Source organism: Burkholderia seminalis DSM 23518 (assembly GCF_902832885.1).
Lineage (GTDB): Bacteria > Pseudomonadota > Gammaproteobacteria > Burkholderiales > Burkholderiaceae > Burkholderia > Burkholderia seminalis.
Window position 1 is genome coordinate 383,646 of sequence record NZ_CADFDK010000004.1, and the last position, 16,549, is coordinate 400,194.

A 16,549-nucleotide genomic window follows, 5' to 3' on the forward strand; every position below is an offset into this window, starting at 1 on the left:
ACCGGCCGCGCGGCGGAACGCCGCTTCGCGGCCCTCTGCAAGGAGAGAGGATCGATGAATGCGAATCCGACGCCCCGTACGGGGCAAGACGTGCCGACGGTCAAGCTGCTGATCGACGGCGCCTTCGTCGAGTCCGCCACGAACGAGTGGCGCGACATCGTCAACCCGGCGACGCAGCAGGTGCTCGCGCGCGTGCCGTTCGCGACCGTCGCGGAAGTCGATGCGGCCGTGCAGGCCGCGCACGCCGCGTATGCGACGTGGAAGAATACGCCGATCTCCGCGCGCATGCGCATCATGCTGAAGTTCCAGGATCTCGTGCGCGCGAACCAGCAGCGCATCGCGAGGACGCTGACGGCCGAGCAGGGCAAGACGATCCCCGACGCCGAAGGCGACATCTTCCGCGGCCTCGAAGTCGTCGAGCATGCGTGCTCGATCGGCACGCTGCAGCTCGGCGAATTCGCGGAGAACGTCGCGGGCGGCGTCGACACCTACACGCTGCGCCAGCCGCTCGGCGTGTGCGCGGGCATCACGCCGTTCAACTTCCCCGCGATGATTCCGCTGTGGATGTTCCCGATGGCGATCGTCTGCGGCAATACGTTCGTGCTGAAACCGTCGGAACAGGACCCGATGTCGACGATGGAACTGGTCGAGCTCGCGATCGAGGCCGGCGTACCGAAAGGCGTGCTGAACGTCGTGCACGGCGGCAAGGAAGTCGTCGACGCGATCTGCACGCATCCGCTCGTGAAGGCGATCTCGTTCGTCGGCTCGACGGCGGTCGGCACGCACGTGTACAACCTCGGCAGCGCGCACGGCAAGCGCGTGCAATCGATGATGGGCGCGAAGAACCATGCGATCGTGCTGCCCGACGCGAATCGCGAGCAGACGCTCAACGCGCTCGTCGGTGCCGGTTTCGGCGCGGCCGGCCAGCGCTGCATGGCGACGTCGGTCGCGGTGCTCGTCGGCAAGGCACGCGACTGGCTGCCCGATCTCGTCGCGAAGGCGAAGACGCTGAAGGTCAACGCGGGCGCGGAAGCGGGCACCGACGTCGGCCCGGTCGTGTCGCGCGGCGCGAAGGCGCGCATCCTGTCGCTGATCGAGGCGGGCGTGAAGGAGGGCGCGAAGCTCGAACTCGACGGCCGCGGCGTGAAGGTCGCGGGCTTCGAGGAAGGCAACTTCATCGGGCCGACGATCTTCTCCGGCGTGACGACCGACATGACGGTCTACACCCATGAAATCTTCGGGCCGGTGCTGGTCGTGATGGAAGTCGACACGCTCGACGACGCGATCGCGCTCGTCAACGCGAATCCGATGGGCAACGGCGTGGGCATCTTCACGCAGAGCGGCGCGGCCGCGCGCAAGTTCCAGAGCGAGATCGACGTCGGCCAGGTCGGCATCAACATCCCGATCCCGGTGCCGGTGCCGTTCTTCAGCTTCACCGGTTCGCGCGGCTCGAAGCTCGGCGATCTCGGGCCGTACGGCAAGCAGGTCGTGCAGTTCTACACGCAGACCAAGACGGTCACCGCGCGCTGGTTCGACGACGACGCGACGGCCGGCCCGGTGAACACGACGATCCGGCTGCACTGAGCGGCGGAGGATACCACCATGAAAATCGGATTTATCGGCCTCGGCCACATGGGCGCGCCGATGGCGCTGAACCTGCTGAAAGCCGGCCATGACGTGCATGCGTTCGACCTGAGCGCCGATGCGTTGCGCGCGTTGCAGGACGCCGGCGCGCAGGTGGCCGCGTCGCCGCGCGACGCGTCGTCGGGCGCGACGTTCGTGATCACGATGCTGCCGGCCGCGCCGCACGTGCGGTCGGTGCTGTCCGGCGAAAACGGCGTGCTGGCCGGCCTCGGCGCGGGCGCGACCGTGATCGATTCGAGCACGATCGACCCGGCCAGCGCGCAGGCGTTCGGCGCGCTGGTGCGCGAGCACGGCGGCGCGTTCGTCGATGCGCCGGTGTCGGGCGGCACCGGCGGCGCGGCGGCCGGCACGCTGACCTTCATGGTCGGCGGCAGCGACGCGGATTTCGAGCGCGTGAAGCCCGTGCTCGCCGGCATGGGCAAGAACATCGTCCATTGCGGCGCGACCGGCATGGGGCAGGTCGCGAAGGTCTGCAACAACCTCGTGCTCGGCATCTCGATGGCGGCCGTGTCGGAGGCGATGTCGCTCGGCGTCGCGCTCGGCATCGACCCGAAGGTGCTGGCCGGCATCGTCAACACGTCGACGGGCCGCTGCTGGAGCTCGGATACCTACAACCCGTACCCGGGCGTGATCGAGACCGCGCCGTCGTCGCGCGGCTACACGGGCGGCTTCGGCACCGACCTGATGCTGAAGGATCTCGGGCTCGCGAACGACGCGGCGAAGCAGGCGCGCCAGCCCGTCTATCTCGGCGCGCTCGCGCAGCAGCTGTACCAGACGATGAGCAGCCGCGGCGACGGCCAGCTCGATTTTTCGGCGGTGATCCGCCTGTACCAACCGGCAACGAAGAAGGACGCGTGATGATCGAACTGGACTACGTCGACGACGGCGCGATCGCGTGCGCGACGCTCAAGCGTCCGCCCGCGAACGCCTTTACCGCCGACGGGCTGCAGCAACTGCAGGCAACCGTCGCCGAACTGAATGCGAACCCGCGCGTGCGCGCGCTGGTGATCACCGGCGACGGGCCGAAGTTCTTCAGCGCGGGCGCCGACCTCAACACGTTCGCCGACGGCGACCGCGCGGTCGCGCGCGCGATGGCGGCCCGCTTCGGCGCGGCGTTCGAGGCGCTGCACGACGCGCGCGTCGTGACGATCGCGGCGATCAACGGCTACGCGATGGGCGGCGGGCTCGAATGCGCGCTCGCGTGCGACCTGCGGATCGCCGAGACGCATGCGCAGATGGCGTTGCCCGAACCGTCGGTCGGCCTGCTGCCGTGCGGGCTCGGCACGCAGACGCTGCCCTGGCTCGTCGGCGAAGGCTGGGCGAAGAAGATCATCCTGACCGGCGCGCGCGTCGACGCGGCGACGGCGCTGCGGATCGGCCTCGTCGAGGACGTGGTCGACAGCGGCGCCGCGCGCGACGCGGCGCTGGCGCTCGCGCGCAACGTCGCGCGGCAGAGCCCGCACGCGGTCGCGTACAGCAAGGAGCTGATCGGCCTCGCGCGCCGCGGCGTGCCGCGCGGCGCGGCGCTCGCGGTCGAGCGCGAACGCTTCATCGACCTGTTCGACACGGCCGATCCGCGCGAAGGCGTCGCTGCGTTCCTCGGCAAGCGCGCGCCGCAATGGCGCACCGACGGAGAGCCGCAACGATGAGCACGCCGGTGACGAATCACGACGCGTTCGCGGAGCACGCGCCCGAGGTGCTGTTCCGCGTGGTGAACCGCGTGGCGCTGATCACGCTGAACCGTCCGGCCGCGCTCAACGCGCTGTCGTACGCGATGATCGGCGAGCTGGCCGCGTTGTTCGAGCGCTGCCGCCACGACGACCAGATCGTCGCGGTCGTGCTGCGCGGCGCGGGCGAGAAGGGCTTCTGCGCGGGCGGCGACGTGCGTGCGCTGTACCGGATGGTCGCGCAGCGCGAGACTTGGCTGCCGTTCTTCGTCGACGAATACCGGCTCGACCATGCGATCCACACGTTCCCGAAGCCGGTCGTCGCGCTGATGGACGGCGTGACGATGGGCGGCGGCATGGGGCTCGCGCAAGGTGCGGCGCTGCGTGTCGCGACCGAGCGCAGCAAGATCGCGATGCCGGAAACGCGCATCGGCCTCGTGCCCGACGTCGGCGCGACGCATTTCCTGGCGCGCATGCCGGTCGAACTCGAGCTGTACGTCGGGCTGACCGGCGCGATGCTGTCGGGCGCCGACGCGCTGAGCGCGAAGCTCGCGGACTTGTGCGTGCCGTCCGCATGGCTCGACACGTTCGAGACGCGCATCGAAAGCGTCAGGTGGGACGGCGACGCGCTGCCGCTGCTGCGCAAGGTGTTCGAGCCGCCGTGCAACGTGGTGCCGCATGCGGCGCTCGACAGCCAGATGCCGTGGATCGTCCGTCACTTCGACAAGCGCTCGACCGTCGAGCGGATCGTCGCGACGCTCACGCAGGAGCTGGCGCGCGAGGAACTGTCGCGCGAGCACCGTCAATGGCTGCAGGCGACGCTCGACGCGCTCGCGAGCCATTCGCCGACGATGCTTTCGGTGACACGCGAGGCGCTGCTGCGCGGCCGGCAGATGACGCTCGCCGAATCGTTCCGGATGGAGCTCGGTATCGTGGCGCGCGCGATCGAGGAGGGCGATTTCTGCGAAGGCGTGCGCGCGCACCTGGTCGACAAGGATCGCAAGCCGCGCTGGGCGCCCGCGTCGCTGGTCGAGGTGCGCGCCGAACGCGTGCGGCATTTCCTGACGTCGCCGTGGAAGCTGTTCGCGCATCCGCTCGCGGATCTCGGCGCGGCGTGATGCCCCGGCGCGCCGCGCGGCGGCGCGCCGGTTCCCGCCCGTCTCATCGCAGTTCGTCGGGGCGCTCGATCATCGGCGGAATCGCCTGCGCGAGCGCGTCGATCACGCAGCGCGTCTTGCGCGGCAGGTAGCGCGTCTTCGGCCAGATCGCGTGAATGTCGCCTTCGCAGACGAAGCAGCGATCGAGCACGACCACCATCTCGCCGCGCTTCACGTAATGGTCGAGCAGCCAGCTCGGCACCCACGCGATGCCGAACCCCGATGCGCCGGCCGCGGCGATCGCCTGCACATCGTCAAAACTCAGTTGATGCGGCATGTCGATCCGCACCGTCGAGCCGTCCGGCGCGCGCAAGTCCCACGGTTGAACCACGCCCGAGCGTGAATACGCGATCGTCCGGTGATGCTTCAGGTCGTCGAGCGTCTTCGGCATCCCGTGGCGCGCGAGATACGACGGCGCGGCGCCGAGGCTGCCGTATTGCGTGCCGAGCCGCCGCACCGCGAGGCTCGTGCTGTCCGCGAGCGTGCCGATCCGGACCGCGAGGTCGATGCCTTCCTCGACGAGATCGACGAACCGGTCGGTGATCGACACGTCGATCCGCAGATGCGGGTAATGGCGTGCGAGATCGAGCACGATCGGCGTCACGCAGTGGTGCCCGAACGCGAGCGGCACGCTCAGCCGCAACTTGCCGCGCGCCTCGTTGCGGCCGCAATCGAGATCGGCCTCCGCCGCTTCCAGTTCCGCCAGCGCGCGCACGCAGCGGTCGTAGTACGCCTGGCCGTCGTCGGTCAGGCTCTGGCTGCGCGTCGTGCGCTGCAGCAGCCGCGCGCCGAGCCGCTTCTCGAGCCGCGCGATCGCCTTGCCGACCGCCGAACGCGTCATGTCGAGCCGTTCCGCCGCGAGCGCGAAGCTGCCCGATTCCACTACCTGCACGAAGGTCGTCACGCCGTCGAGTCTGTCGGTCATCGCAAGTTGCCGTGATTGATTCCTGAAATTCCCCAGTTCGTGGAAATGCATGCGTCAATGGGGAGGGAAATTCTCACTATAGTACCGATTCCCGCCCAGCGTGCGTTGCCGGCCGCACGCGGCGAATCCTACTCACCTGGAGGCGCGCGGCCTGTCGCCGGGCCGCCGCGCAATACGCATGACACGATCCGACTCCCGCAGGAACGCGGTCGCACTTGCGGCCGTCTGTCTCACGTCGCTGATGTTCGGCCTCGAGATTTCGAGCGTACCGGTGATCCTGCCGACGCTCGAACACGTGCTGCATGGCGACTTCAACGGCATGCAGTGGATCATGAACGCATACACGATCGCGTGCACGACGGTGCTGATGGCGGCCGGCACGCTCGCCGACCGGTTCGGCCGCAAGCGCGTGTACGTGATCGGCACCGTGCTGTTCGGCGCGACGTCGCTGCTGTGCGGACTCGCGCCGAACGTGCCGGTGCTCGTCGCGGGCCGGCTGCTGCAGGGCGCGAGCGGCGGCGCGATGCTGATCTGCCAGATCGCCGTGCTGTCGCACCAGTTCCGCGAGGGCCGCGAGCGCGGCCGCGCATTCGGGATCTGGGGGATCGTGTTCGGAATCGGCCTCGGGTTCGGGCCGATCGTCGGCGGCGCGATCGTCGCGCTGGCGAGCTGGCCGTGGGTGTTCCTCGTCCATGCGCCGCTCGCGGCCGTCGCGCTCGTGCTGATCGGCGGCGCGGTGCGGGAGTCGCGCGATCCGCATGCAGGCACGCTCGACGTCGCGGGCATCGTCACGCTGTCGCTCGCGGTGCTCGGCCTTGCGTTCTACATCACGCAGAGCGCGGCACTCGGGCTCGCGAGCGCCGCCGGGCTCGGCGTGCTCGGGGCCACGGTGCTCGCGCTGATCGGTTTCGTCGTCGCGGAGCGCGCCAGCGCACGGCCGATGTTCGACTTCTCGGTGTTCCGGATCCGCGCGTTCACCGGCGCGATCTTCGGCTCGATGGGGATGAACTTCAGCTTCTGGCCGTTCATGATCTACCTGCCGATCTGGTTCCAGGTCGCGCTCGGCTACGACAGCGTGACGGCCGGCCTCGCGTTGCTCGCGTACACGCTGCCGACGCTGGTCGCGCCGCCGTTCGGCGAACGGCTCGCGCTGCGCTACGGGCCGGGCGTCGTGATTCCGGGCGGCCTGTTCACGATCGCGGCCGGCTTCGCGCTGATGCGGCTCGGCAGCGCGGCCGGGCATGCGAGCTGGCTGACGATGCTGCCCGGCTGCGTGATCGCCGGCATCGGGCTCGGCTTGACGAACACGCCCGTCACGAACACGACGACGGGCGCGGTGCCGAGTTCGCGGGCCGGGATGGCATCGGGGATCGACATGAGCGCGCGGATGATCTCGCTTGCGCTGAACATCGCGGCGATGGGCTTCGTGCTGGTCGCGGGGATCGTCGCGAGCCTGAAGGGCGGGGCGGCCGGCGCGATCGGCGATACCGCGCTGCGCAGGCTCGCGCAGGAAATCGCGTCGGGCCGCACCGACGGGCTGCACGCGATCGCACCCGCGCTCGCGCAGGCCGACCCGAGCGGCGCGGCGCTGCATGCGGCGCTCGTGCACGGCTTCGGCTGGGTGATGGTCTACGGCGCGGCCGGTGTTGCCGTGCTCGCGACGGCGAGCGCGGTGGCGTTCGCGCCCGCGCGGCGCCGGGCAGCGGTATGCGAATGACGCGGCCCGCGCGCGGCGCCGCGCCGCCGCTCAGGACGTCCCGCCGCCGAGCGCGCGGTACAGCGTCATCTGGTTGTTGAGCCGGTTCAGGCGCGTCAGTTCGTCGGCGCCTTGCGCGCTCCTCAGCACCTGCTGCTGGTCGAGCCACGGCTGCACGGCGGTCGCGCCCGCCGCGAAACGCGCGGCGGCCAGCCGTTCCGCGCGCTGCGCCTGTTCGAGCGACAGCGCGCGCTGTTCGGCTTCGCGTTCGAGCTGCACGCGTGCCGACAGCGCATTCTCGACTTCCGCGAGCGCCGTGTAGAGCCGCTGGCGGAATCCGACCACCGCCTCCTGGTACTGCGACTTCGACACCTTGATCTGCAACTGCATCGTGTTCCACTGGATGAACGGCAGCGCGAGGCCGAGCCCGAGCGTGCCGACCGGGTTCGTCAGCACGCGCTCGAGGCTCGTGCTCGTCGTGCCGGCGCTGCCGGTCAGCGTGAAGGTCGGGTAGAAGCTCGTGCGCGTCGCGTCGACCTGCGCAAGCGACTCGCGCAACCGGAATTCCGCGGCGCGCAGGTCGGGGCGGCGGCCCAGCAGGCTCGCGGGCAGGCCGGCCGCGACCTCGGGCGGCGCTGCGTCGGGCAGCGCCGACGGTTCGGCAGCAAGCTGCTGCGGCGGCCGGTCGAACAGGATCGCGAGCGCGTGGCGGTTCTCGGTGCGTTGCTGGATCAGCTGCGTCTGCGCGGCGCGTTGCGCGGCGAGGCTCTGTTCGGCCTGCGCGAGATCGAGCCCCGACACGGCGCCGGCGGCGTGTCGCGACCGGACGAGCGCGAGCGTGCGCACCGCATACGCGATGTTCGCGTCGCCGAGCGCGATCTGCCGGTTCAGATAGCCGAGCTGCCAGTACAGCGACGCGGTCGTGCCGATCAGCGACAGCCGGGCGGCTTCGAGATCGGCGGCCGTCGCATCGGCTTCCCAGCGCGCCGAGTCGCGCAGCGCGGCCAGCCGGCCCCACAGATCGATTTCATAGCTGAGCGAACCGTTGATGCCGCTCGACCGGCTAGTCCGGTGCGTATCGAGCGTGCGCGACACGGCGCCGTTCGCGCCGGCCGTCACGTTGGGCGTCAGGTTCGTATCGGCGAGACCGGCCTGCAGTTGCGCGCGATAGACGCGGATCGCCGCGATCGCGAGGTCGTTGTTGGCGCGCAGCGCGTCGTCGATCAGCGCGTCGAGTTGCGGATCGTTGAAGCTGTGCCACCAGTCGCGCGTGGTGGCCGGCGCGTTCGCCGCGACCGGCGCGGCCCAGTGCGCGGGCATCGCGACGGCCGGCAGCGGATCGTGACGCGCACCCGCGCACCCGGCGAGCAGCGTGGCCGCGCACGCGAATGCGCCGAGGCGGCGAAGCGGTGAGGAATGCGTCATGGCAGGTCTTTCGTCAATCGCGCGCGAGCGCATCGATCGGATCGAGCCGCGACGCGTTGCGTGCGGGCATGAACCCGAATATCACACCGGTGAGCGTCGAGCATACGAACGCCGTCACGATCGCGCCGACGGAGAACACCATCTTCCACTGCACGACGAACATCGAGAACAGCGCGCCGAGCCCGAACGACAGTGCAATGCCGATCGTGCCGCCGAGCAGGCAGACGAGCACGGCCTCGACGAGGAACTGCTGCAGGATGTCGGATTGCCGCGCGCCGACCGCCATCCGGATGCCGATCTCGCGCGTGCGCTCGGTGACCGACACCAGCATGATGTTCATCACGCCGATCCCGCCGACGACGAGCGAGATCACGGCGATTAGCGACAGCAGCAGCGTCAGCGACTGGCCGGTCTTCTCGACGGTCTTGACCACGCTGTCCATGTTGTACGTGAAGAAGTCCTTGCGGCCGTGGCGCTGGATCATCAGCTTCTCGAGGCTTTTCTCGGCGGCGGCGCTCGGCTGCCCGTCGCGCACGCGCACGGTGATGCTGTCGAGATAACGCTGGCCGAACAGGTGCCCGCTCGCGGTCGTGTACGGCACCCACACGTTCAGGCTCTTCACGCTGCCGAACGCGCTCTTCTTGTCGGCCGTCACGCCGATCACGACGCACGGCACGTTGTCGACCAGGATCACGTCGCCGACCGGGTTGCGCGTCGCGCCGAACAGCTTGCGGCGCGTGTTCTGGTCGATCACGGCGACCTGCGCCTGGCGGCGCACCGCGTCGTCGTCGAACGCGGCGCCGAGCGCGAAACGCATCCCGCGCGCCTGAAAGTAGCGGTCGCCGACGCCGCTCACGAGCGCGTTGACGTCGACGTTGCGGTAGCGCAGCAGCAGCGTGCGCGACGTTTCGGGCGTCGCGCTGTCGACGTACGGCTGCTCGGCGAGCGCGGCGACGTCGGCCGGCACGAGCGTCTGGATCGTGTCCGCGCGGCTGTCGCCCCAGTCGGTGCCCGGATAGATGTTGATCGTGTTGGTGCCGATGCTGCCGATCTCGTCGAGCATGTAGCGCTTCGCGCCTTCGCCGATCGCGACGATCGACACGACCGACGTGATGCCGATGATGATGCCGAGCATCGTCAGCAGCGTGCGCAGCCGGTGCGACACGAGCGCGATCCAAGCCATCCGGCATGCCTCGGCGAAGCGGCCGGTGCCGGCCGCGAAGCGCGGGGCGCGCGGGGCGGGATCGGTATCGGCGTTCGCGTCGGCGTCGGCGGGCGTGGCCGTATCGTGACGATCGACTGCCGACGAGCCGGCAGCCGTGGCGGTTGCGGCGGCTTCCGCCGTATCGATGCCGGCTTCGGCGAGCGCTTCCGCGTAGTGCCGGTTCGGCCGGTCGGCGACGATCTCGCCGTCGCTGATCTCGATGATGCGCCGCGCATGGCGCGCGACGGTCTTGTCGTGCGTGACGATCACGATCGTGTGGCCGAGCGCGTTCAGCTCGTGCAGGATCCGGAGCACCTCCTGGCCGCTTTTCGTGTCGAGTGCGCCGGTCGGCTCGTCGGCGAGGATCACCTGGCCGCCGTTCATCAGCGCGCGCGCAATGCTCACGCGCTGCTGCTGGCCGCCGGACAACTGCCCGGGGCGATGATGCGCGCGATCGGCGAGCCCGAGGCGCGCGAGCAGTTCGCGTGCGCGGGTGTGCCGCGCCGCGCGTGGGGTGCCTGCATAGATCGCGGGCATTTCGAGGTTCGCGACCGCGTCGGCGTGCGGCAGCAGGTGGTAGCGCTGGAACACGAAGCCGAAGTGCTCGCGGCGCAATTGCGCGAGCTCGTCGCTGTCGAGCATGTGCGTGTCGCGCCCGCCGACCGTGTACGTGCCTTCGCTCGGATGATCGAGGCAGCCGAGGATGTTCATCAGCGTCGACTTGCCGGAGCCCGACGCGCCGACGATCGCGACGATCTCGCCCGCGTCGATCGACAGGTTCACGTTGTTCAGGACGACGACGTCCTTGTCGCCGGCCGGAAAGCGTCGTGTCACGGCGGCGAGTTTGAGCAGGGGCTGGCGCATCGTCACACCGCGTCCGACAGCAGCGCGTGGTCGTCCGCCGACGCTTCGCCGAGCACCACGCGCTCGCCGTCCTTCAGGCCGGCCAGCACTTCGACGCGCACGTTGTTGTTGATGCCGATGCGGATGTTGCGCGTGTCCGTGCTGCCGTCGGCGCGCAGCACGCGCACCGCATAGGTGCCGTCCTTGCGTTTCTCGCCGAGTGCGGCGGCCGGGATGCTCAGCGCGTTGCGCGCGTTGCCGAGCACGATGCTGACCTGCGCGGTCATCGCGATGCGCAGCCGGTGCTCGGGATTCGGCACGTCGAACAGCGCGTTGTAGAACACCGCGGCATTCGGTTTCGCGCCGCCTCCGCCGAGCGGGCTTTGTACGTCGGCGTAGTTCTGCGGCGCCGGTTCGATCGCGCGCAGCTTGCCGTAATGACGCTTGTCCGGTTCTCCGAGGCTCGTGAAATACGCGGTCTGGCCGGCGCTCACGCGGATCACGTCGGCTTCCGACACCTGCGCCTTCACGGTCATCGTGTCGAGATTCGCGAGTTTCAGAATCACCGGCGCCTGCTGCTGCGCGATCACGGTCTGGCCTTCCTGCGTGACGATCGCGACGACCTGGCCGTCGATCGGCGCGACGATGCGCGTGTAGCCGAGGTTGGCCTGCGCGGTCTCGATCTGGATGCGGGCCGAACGGATCTGCGCGGCGAGCGACGCGAGGGTCGCGCGCTGCACGTCGAGCGTCGCCTTCGCGGCCTCGAACGATTCGCGCGACGTCGCGTCATCGGGCAGCATCGCCTGCTGGCGGCGGAACGCGAGTTCGGCTTGCGTCAGCTGCGCGGCCGCCGATTGCTGCTGCGCGCGCAGGCTTTCTTCGCTGGCGCGCGCCTGGCGCAGCGCGTTTTCCGAGATCACGGGATCGATCTCGGCGAGCCACTGGCCCTTCGTGACCTTGTCGCCGAGCTTGACCTTCAGCGTCTTCAACTGCCCCGACACCTGCGCGCCGACGTCGACCTGCCTGAACGCCTGCAGCGCGCCGGTCGCGAGCACCGCGTTCTCGAGATCGCCGCGCGTGACGGGCGCGGACAGGTACTGCGGGTGCTTGTCGGGCGCGCAGGCTTTCAGCGTGACGCCGGTGGCGATCGCGACGACGGCAAGGGTAGCCAGCACGATGCGCCGGCGGCAATGGGTCTTCTGGGCCATGAGAACACTGCGAGGATGAAGCGATGCCGGCGATGCGTGCGGCCGGGCGGGACGATCCGGCCGGCGTCGCATGCCGGGCATGTCGCCCGCGACGGCATCCGCGTACGCATCGCGCGGGCGTGCCGGGCCGAATCAGGCGCCCATGGTAAGCGAGGAATTCGCGCCGAATCGTGTGGAAATTGTGCTGAATTGTGCGAGCGCCGTGTCGCAAGGGGGCCAGGCCGCGTGATTGTGGCGATGTGTGAACGACCCGACGTTCGCGCTACCGATGTGCAGCGACGATGGCCATCATTGGGCGGTCGCGCTCCTCGTCGAGCGCGGGCATCGCGTCGACCTGCTCGGGCGTCGGCCCCCATTCGCCGAGATGCGCGAGCGTGAAGCCGCAGCCGATCAGCAGGTTCACGAGCGTGCCGAGCGTGCGGTGCTGCTTGACGACGCCCGGCGCGAGCCAGTCGGTCACGCGTTCGCCTTCACGCTGGTAGCCGTCGAGCGGCCAGGTGCGGTTACCCTGCGCGTCGATGACGAAGCCGGGCCGGCGCGGCGCCGTATAGACCGGATGCTCGATCGAAAACACGAGCCGCCCGCCCGGCACGAGCGCGCGGTGGATCGTGCGCAGCAGCGTGTCGAGGTGCGCAATGTAGTGGAACGCGAGCGAGCTGTAGGCGAGATCGAATGCGGCGTCCGGCAGTACGAGCGTTTCGAGGTCGGCGCGGCGGTACGTGATGGCCGGATGCGCGGCGGTCGAGTTCGCTCGTTCGAGCATGCGTTCGGACACGTCGACGCCGAGCACGCCGGCCGCGCCCTGATCGGCCGCCCAGCGGCTGAACCAGCCGTAGCCGCAACCGAGATCGAGCACGTGGCGGCCGCGCAGATCCGGCAACAGCGCGCGTAGCGCGGGCCATTCGGGCGCGCCGTCGAGCCCGTGAATCGAGCGGTTCAGGCGGCTGTAACCTTCGAAGAAGGCCGGGTCGTCGTAGATGTTCTGCGTCATGCGGCGCGCCTCGTGCGAGCGGGGCACGCGGTGCGGTGCGCCCGAACCCGCGAGCTTACGCGTGCTGCCTGCCCGCGTCGATCCTGCGCTGCGTGTCGGCATCGACGATCTCGCGGATCGCGCTGAACAGCGGCGCGGCGTCGGTGTAGCGCCGGCCGTAGCCGAGATTGAACGCGTAGTCGAAATCGGGCGGATTGCTGCCCTGGTTGTGCTGCAGGATCGTCTCGAGCTTGTCGAGCGCCTTCGCCGCGCGCGCTTCCGGCGATGCGGCCGCTTCGTATTCGTCCCACAGCGCGACGATCGCGTCGCGCTGCGCATTGTCGAGCGACCCGGTCAGTGTCAGCAGGTCATCGCGTTCGTGCACGCTCTTGTCGGGATGCGCGGCCTGCTCGATCGCGGGGATGTCGCCGTGCAGCGCCTCGCCGAGATCGTGGACGACGCACAGCTTCAGCAGTTTCAGCATGTCGATGCCGGGCAGCGCGTCGGCGAACACGAGCGCCATCAGGCACAGCCGCCAGCTGTGCTCGGCCGTGCTTTCGGGGCGACCGTTCGACGTGTGGCCGCTGCGCAGCACGTCCTTCAGGCGTTCGGCTTCGCGCAGGAAATCGAGCCGTGCGCGGATCGTATCGGAGTTCATGGTCGGCGTCCTTGCGATGAGCCGTCCAGCGTACGCCGCCCGATCGCGGTTCGTCCACGCATGAAATATGCGCGGCGCGCGCTAAAGCGTCTCGACGAGTCGCGCGGCCGAGCCGTCCGACAGCGTCATGCGCGTCCACCGGCACCGGCTGCCGCGGATCGGCACGACGCGCGATGCGTTTGCGCCCGTGTCGAACTCGACGCTCGGCGGCCCCGCGCGATCGTGCCAGCCGAGCGGATCAAGCGCGGCCTCCATGCGGACGATTTCCGGCGTCGCATAGCGCCACAGCGACGTGCCGAGCAGCATCGAAAGCGGCTGCGAGAACTCGGCCGCGCGCGCCGGTGAACAGGCGAGCAGCCGATGCGTGAGGTCGCACACGAGATGCAGGCGGCCCGCGCTGCCCGCGATCAGCCGCGCGAGCGCGTGGTCGCCGGCGGAATCGAGACGCGCGGCGAGCAGCCGTTCGGCCGTCGCGCGCTCGTCGGGCGACATCTGCTGGCGGCCGGCTTCCCAGCGCGAGATCGTCGATTGCGCGACGCCGAACAGTTCGGCCGCATGGCTTTGCTTGACGCGGTGCAGCGCGCGCCAGCGCTTGAGTTGCGGGCCGAGCGGCGGCGTGTGAAGCGGTGAGGCGGTCATGACGATGCTCCCGTGGCGGCGCGTACCGCGCACGCCGTTACATGATCCGGATGCCGCCGTTTGCCTGGATCGCGATGGCCGCGAACGGCACGAGCACGATGCCGCCCAGCACGAGCACGCCGTCGGCGGCCACCGTGATCGGCGTGGCGAGGATCCGCAGGCCCATGCCGACGACGGACGGCGATTCCCGGATGTACACCCGGTACTGCTCGTTGAACGCTTGCGCGGCGCCCTTGTCCTGCTCGGCGAAACCTTCCGTCGAATAGCGCTTGCCGCCGATGTCGCCTTCGAGCACGAGACCGGCCGGCGCGGCGGTGAAGCCGTCGGCACGGGCAGCCTGCCGATCGTCGTCCGACGCGTCCTTCGGCAACACGATCCGGTAGTGGCCGGTGATGCCGCCGCCGCTCGCGTGAAAGTCGGCAAACGTCGTATGCAGCGATTTCCGGTAGCCGGACAGCAGCACCGGCCGCAATTGGGCCGGCAGATCGAAGATGTAATGGTAGCGCGTGCCGAGGACGACCAGCTTCTTGCCGTCCTGGGTGATCATGAAACTGGTGACGTACTCGCTGTATGCGTCGTCCTTGTACAGCTTCGGCGTGAAACAGCCTGACAGCGCCAGGCTGCTCGCGGCCATGGCGGCGGCCAGCAGGCGCCGGCGCGTGATCGATGTGCTCATTTGTTGTTGTCCCGTCTGTGCGGTTCGGTTCAGTGGCTTGCGCCCTCGGAAGCGCGATTCTCGCGTATCGGCGGCAGGTTGTCGAAGGGAAATCTGTCATGGCAGCGGGCGGCCGGATCGCTTCGCGCCCCGCCGAAAACGTTTTCGCCAGGCTTTCAACCGGCTCCGCCATATCTTATTATTCGGCGAGAGCGGCGCATGCCGGCCGCCGTCGGTCATGTCGACGGCACGACGCGCCGGCAACGATGACCGACTTTCGGCCGCCGCGTCGCACGGCGCGTGGTCGACATGACAGGGCACGCGAGGCCGCGCGTATCCCGAAAAATGACACGAGGGCGCGATGGTACGACTGGTATTGCTGCTGCTGGGCATCGAATATCTGCGAACCCGCTGGCGCGGGCTGACCGTGCTCGGCTGGGTGTGGGTCGCGGCAGGCATCGGGATCTTCGTCGACGCGCTCGACGGCGCGCTGCATTTCCCGATCGAGCTGTTCGCGTGGCTGTTCCTGATCGAGGGGCTCGCGACGCTCGCCATGGCCGGCAGCGGCGTCGGCGGGCAGCGCATCCTGCGCTACGTGAAGGGTATCGTGGTGGTCGTGGCCGCGGGGCTCGTGTTCGCCGGCCATCACCACGGCCACTTCCTGCTGTCGATGATCTTCGGCACGCTGTTCCTCGTCGACGGGCTGCTGCAGTGCACGTCCGCGTGGATGGTGCGCTACCGGCGCTGGAATGTCGCCTTCGCGTGGGGCATCGTCGAGATCCTGCTGGCGGTCTTCTTCTTCCAGCCGTACCCGACGCATTACGTCGGCACCGTGCCGTACTGCCTCGGCTTGCTGCTGATGTTCGGCGGAATGCACATGCTGAGCCTCGCCGCGCGCGAGCGGCGCCTGACGCGCAATCCCGCGTTCGCGACGTCGCCCGCGCCGGCGCTCGTACCCGATCTCGACGATGCGCGCGAGCAGCCGCGGTTCGCGCAAGCCGAATGGGACGGCCCGCCGGCCGACGGCGAGCACGCGCTCACCGTGCACGTGTGGACGCCGACCGGCACGTCGAAGGCCGAAGCGCAGCGTTATCCCGTGATCGACCGCTACATCGCGGCGGTGGACGTCAACGGCGTGATCTCGACCGGGCACGCGGCGCTGGAGTCGCCCGAAGGCATCTACATCAGCCTGTACCCGGGCGTCGAAATCGATCGTTCTCCGGACGAATTCACGCGCATTCTGCGCGCGACGCGCGAGAACGACGTGCCGGGCCTGTTCCAGCCCGACTATGCGACGGAGTCGAAAGCGTGGTGCCCGTCGACCGTGCGCGTACGCATCCGCAACTACGATCCGGCGAAGCTCGAAGCCTTCTGGTCGTCGTATCGGCAGAACGTCACGTACAACCTCACGCACCGCAACTGCTCGAGCACGGTATCGAATGCGCTCGAAGCCGCGCTCGACGGCGCGGTGTGGCGACTGAAGGGGGCGCGGGCCGGGTGGGGCGCGTTCGTGCGGCTGCTGCTGACGCCGGAGCTGTGGGTGGCCGCGCAGATCCGCAAGCGTGCGGTGACGATGGCGTGGACGCCCGGCCTCACGCTCGACTATGCGCGCGCGCTCAGCATGCTCGCCGATCCGCGGCCGTTCGCGTGGTGGAAGGTCGCGCGCTCGGCGGTGAATGCGATCATGGCGTCGCGCCGCGCGTGGCGCGAGCAGGACAGCGCGGCGCTGTCGCCCGGCCGATCGGAGGCGGCGTCGATGAAGTGAAACGCGTGGCGCCGGACGAGGGCCCGGCGTCACTTGGGTCGCCACCGCGCGACCCGGCGAGTGTGCCCGCCATCACGATCCACAGACGACAAC

At 69.4% G+C, this 16,549-nt stretch carries 14 protein-coding genes; 6 read left to right on the forward strand and 8 right to left on the reverse strand.

The features are described 5' to 3' along the window. The first annotated feature begins 54 nt into the window (after positions 1 to 54). The 4 genes from HWX00_RS15900 to HWX00_RS15915 are packed head-to-tail and all read left to right on the forward strand — an operon-like array spanning position 55 to position 4,429. Positions 55 to 1,584 (forward strand): CoA-acylating methylmalonate-semialdehyde dehydrogenase, encoded by a 1,530-nt coding sequence (locus HWX00_RS15900; protein ID WP_034189305.1) that lies wholly within the window; start codon positions 55 to 57, stop codon positions 1,582 to 1,584. A gap of 18 nt (positions 1,585 to 1,602) precedes the next feature. Next, positions 1,603 to 2,502 (forward strand): 3-hydroxyisobutyrate dehydrogenase, encoded by a 900-nt coding sequence (mmsB, locus tag HWX00_RS15905; protein WP_059556848.1) that lies wholly within the window; start codon positions 1,603 to 1,605, stop codon positions 2,500 to 2,502. After that, entirely contained in the window at positions 2,502 to 3,293 is a 792-nt protein-coding gene (locus HWX00_RS15910) for an enoyl-CoA hydratase (RefSeq protein ID WP_175028932.1), read from the forward strand. Before mmsB ends, HWX00_RS15910 begins: the two co-directional genes overlap by 1 nt. Further along, positions 3,290 to 4,429, forward strand: coding sequence for an enoyl-CoA hydratase/isomerase family protein (locus tag HWX00_RS15915; RefSeq protein WP_069706732.1), 1,140 nt, complete (start codon positions 3,290 to 3,292; stop codon positions 4,427 to 4,429). Before HWX00_RS15910 ends, HWX00_RS15915 begins: the two co-directional genes overlap by 4 nt. A gap of 43 nt (positions 4,430 to 4,472) precedes the next feature. Here the strand turns inward: HWX00_RS15915 and HWX00_RS15920 are convergent, their stop codons facing one another. Further along, positions 4,473 to 5,393: a LysR family transcriptional regulator gene (locus HWX00_RS15920; RefSeq protein ID WP_069706733.1), complete on the reverse strand. Its 921-nt coding sequence runs from the start codon at positions 5,391 to 5,393 to the stop codon at positions 4,473 to 4,475. Between the two features lie 178 nt (positions 5,394 to 5,571). Between HWX00_RS15920 and HWX00_RS15925 the strand changes: the two genes are divergently transcribed. Next, positions 5,572 to 7,110, forward strand: coding sequence for an MFS transporter (locus HWX00_RS15925; protein ID WP_034189310.1), 1,539 nt, complete (start codon positions 5,572 to 5,574; stop codon positions 7,108 to 7,110). Positions 7,111 to 7,140: 30 nt separating this feature from the next. Here HWX00_RS15925 and HWX00_RS15930 read toward each other — a convergent pair whose 3' ends face one another. The 7 genes from HWX00_RS15930 to HWX00_RS15960 form a co-directional block, all read right to left on the reverse strand. Then, a complete protein-coding gene (locus tag HWX00_RS15930; RefSeq protein ID WP_175028933.1) occupies positions 7,141 to 8,514 on the reverse strand; it encodes an efflux transporter outer membrane subunit in 1,374 nt (457 codons plus the stop codon). Between the two features lie 13 nt (positions 8,515 to 8,527). Next, entirely contained in the window at positions 8,528 to 10,582 is a 2,055-nt protein-coding gene (locus tag HWX00_RS15935) for a MacB family efflux pump subunit (protein ID WP_175028934.1), read from the reverse strand. Positions 10,583 to 10,584: 2 nt separating this feature from the next. After that, positions 10,585 to 11,769: a macrolide transporter subunit MacA gene (gene macA / locus HWX00_RS15940; RefSeq protein WP_049028329.1), complete on the reverse strand. Its 1,185-nt coding sequence runs from the start codon at positions 11,767 to 11,769 to the stop codon at positions 10,585 to 10,587. A gap of 262 nt (positions 11,770 to 12,031) precedes the next feature. Then, positions 12,032 to 12,760 (reverse strand): class I SAM-dependent methyltransferase, encoded by a 729-nt coding sequence (locus HWX00_RS15945; RefSeq protein ID WP_049028328.1) that lies wholly within the window; start codon positions 12,758 to 12,760, stop codon positions 12,032 to 12,034. Positions 12,761 to 12,815: 55 nt separating this feature from the next. Then, positions 12,816 to 13,397 carry an HD domain-containing protein gene (locus HWX00_RS15950; RefSeq protein WP_175028935.1) on the reverse strand — a complete coding sequence of 194 codons (582 nt, stop codon included), beginning with the start codon at positions 13,395 to 13,397 and terminating at the stop codon, positions 12,816 to 12,818. Between the two features lie 81 nt (positions 13,398 to 13,478). Beyond that, a complete protein-coding gene (locus HWX00_RS15955) occupies positions 13,479 to 14,036 on the reverse strand; it encodes a helix-turn-helix domain-containing protein (RefSeq protein WP_049028326.1) in 558 nt (185 codons plus the stop codon). A gap of 37 nt (positions 14,037 to 14,073) precedes the next feature. After that, positions 14,074 to 14,712, reverse strand: coding sequence for a hypothetical protein (locus tag HWX00_RS15960; RefSeq protein WP_034189316.1), 639 nt, complete (start codon positions 14,710 to 14,712; stop codon positions 14,074 to 14,076). A 340-nt stretch (positions 14,713 to 15,052) separates the two neighbouring features. Between HWX00_RS15960 and HWX00_RS15965 the strand changes: the two genes are divergently transcribed. After that, entirely contained in the window at positions 15,053 to 16,456 is a 1,404-nt protein-coding gene (locus tag HWX00_RS15965) for an HdeD family acid-resistance protein (RefSeq protein ID WP_175028936.1), read from the forward strand. Positions 16,457 to 16,549 lie beyond the last annotated feature (93 nt).